Annotated in this window: 1 protein-coding gene; it reads right to left on the bottom strand. The window is 61.6% G+C overall.

Going from position 1 to position 1,285, the window contains the following annotated elements:
* Positions 1-117: 117 nt before the first annotated feature.
* Positions 118-915 carry an IS5 family transposase gene (locus tag AB0J64_RS57300; RefSeq protein ID WP_364047286.1) on the bottom strand — a complete coding sequence of 266 codons (798 nt, stop codon included), beginning with the start codon at positions 913-915 and terminating at the stop codon, positions 118-120.
* Between the last annotated feature and the right edge of the window lie 370 nt (positions 916-1,285).

The raw sequence follows: 1,285 nt of genomic DNA, 5'->3' as shown, positions 1-1,285 counted from the left end.
CGTAACCATAAAGACACAGTCCACTATGGGCTGATAGATGCCATAAGTCTCTGATCAGGGCATACGCCCAAGAATTTGGTTTTAGAACAAGCTTAGTGCCCGTGTACAAACTGATCGTCAGGTTGATTTGGGAGATGCGGATCGTGCGAGTCGTCGTCCCATGGAAATGATCATCGCCCACAGGACCATGGCCTCGTGGTGCTCGGATAAACGTTCATAGTCCCGCACGCATCGCCTGCGCTGGGAGATCAACGACAGCGTGCGCTCCACCACCCATCTGCGGGGCTGGACCACGAAGCCGCTGACATCGTCGCTGCGCTTGACGATCTCCAAGGTGAGCCGGACGTGCTTTTTGGCCCAGGTCACGAGCTTTCCGGCGTATGCACCATCGGCCCAGACCAGCGTGATCCGCTCGTACCAGTCGCGCAGGCGCTTCAGTGCGGGCTTGGCGCCGTCGCGGTCTTGCACACTGGCGGCGGTGACGATGACGACCAGCAGCAGGCCCAGGGTGTCCACGATGACGTGCCGCTTGGTGCCCTGCACCTTCTTGGCCGCGTCGTATCCGCGCGAGCCGGCCGCGACGGTCTCGGCGGCCCGCAGCGACTGCGAATCGATGATCCCCGCGCTCGGCTCCGGCTCGCGCCCGTCGGCTATCCGGATCTGTTCGCGCAGGTCATTGTGGAGGGCGTAGAGATCGCCATCTTGCCACCAGCGGGTGAAGATCGAGTGGACGGTGCGCCAGGGCGCCAGAAAGTCGGCGGGCAGGTTGCGCCACTTGCAGCTGTTGTCGGCCACGTAGCGGATGGCGTCCATGATCAGGCGACGGCAGTATTTCTCGGGGCGTCCGCCGTTGCCGGTCAGCCAGGTTGGCCGAGGCATCAGCGGCTCGATGACCTGCCATTCCTCGTCGCTCATATCGCTGGTGTGGCGGGGTGCCCGGATCGGGTGATCGGCTCCGCGGCCGTAGCGGCAGGCCACGCATGAGCAGGCATTTTCTTCGTTGCGGGAGACAGCGGTGGGCGCGGTGGCATACAACGGCGGCAGGCCTTCCGGTTGGCGATGGGGCTTCGATAACCACCGTTGCTACCGGAAGGTCGCTCTATGTCGCAGAAGATTCGCGCTACGTCACCATTTCGTCCGATATCGGCCCCGCGCAGCAACCGCAGGGATCAGTTTGTACACGGGCACTTAGCTTGTTCTAAAACCAAATTCTTGGGCGTATGCCCTGATCAGAGACTTATGGCATCTATCAGCCCATAGTGGACTGTGTCTTTATGGTTACGGC

The sequence above is a fragment of the Nonomuraea sp. NPDC049695 genome, assembly GCF_040674955.1.
Taxonomy (GTDB): Bacteria; Actinomycetota; Actinomycetes; order Streptosporangiales; family Streptosporangiaceae; genus Nonomuraea; species Nonomuraea helvata.
The sequence above is the reverse complement of the archived record's forward strand: the minus strand, read 5'-3'. Positions and strand labels throughout refer to the sequence as shown.